A 325-nucleotide genomic window follows, 5' to 3' on the forward strand; every position below is an offset into this window, starting at 1 on the left:
CACTCTTATCGACTGTTGAATTTAGAAGAAACAGTAGCAGTGTCCAAGTCGGGGCTGTAGCTCAGCTGGTTAGAGCACCGTGTTGATAACGCGGGGGTCGTTGGTTCGAGTCCAACCAGCCCTACCAAGGTTATCAAACGAAAGTAAAAATCTACTTTCGTTTGGGTTAGTTAGTCAAAAAATCACTGGCAAAGCCAGATGATTTTTAGAGTAAAAGCCACACAAGACCGGGGGATTAGCTCAGCTGGGAGAGCACCTGCTTTGCAAGCAGGGGGTCGTCGGTTCGATCCCGTCATCCTCCACCACTCTACTTAACTTTGAAAGT

At 47.7% G+C, this 325-nt stretch carries 2 tRNA genes; both read left to right on the forward strand.

The window, feature by feature from the left end:
* Positions 1–50 precede the first annotated feature (50 nt).
* Positions 51–127, forward strand: a tRNA-Ile gene (locus tag F2P44_RS34710).
* 102 nt (positions 128–229) lie between these two features.
* Positions 230–305, forward strand: a tRNA-Ala gene (locus tag F2P44_RS34715).
* Positions 306–325: the final 20 nt, after the last annotated feature.

The organism is Massilia frigida (assembly GCF_011682175.1).
Classification (GTDB): Bacteria; Pseudomonadota; Gammaproteobacteria; order Burkholderiales; family Burkholderiaceae_D; genus Telluria_A; species Telluria_A frigida.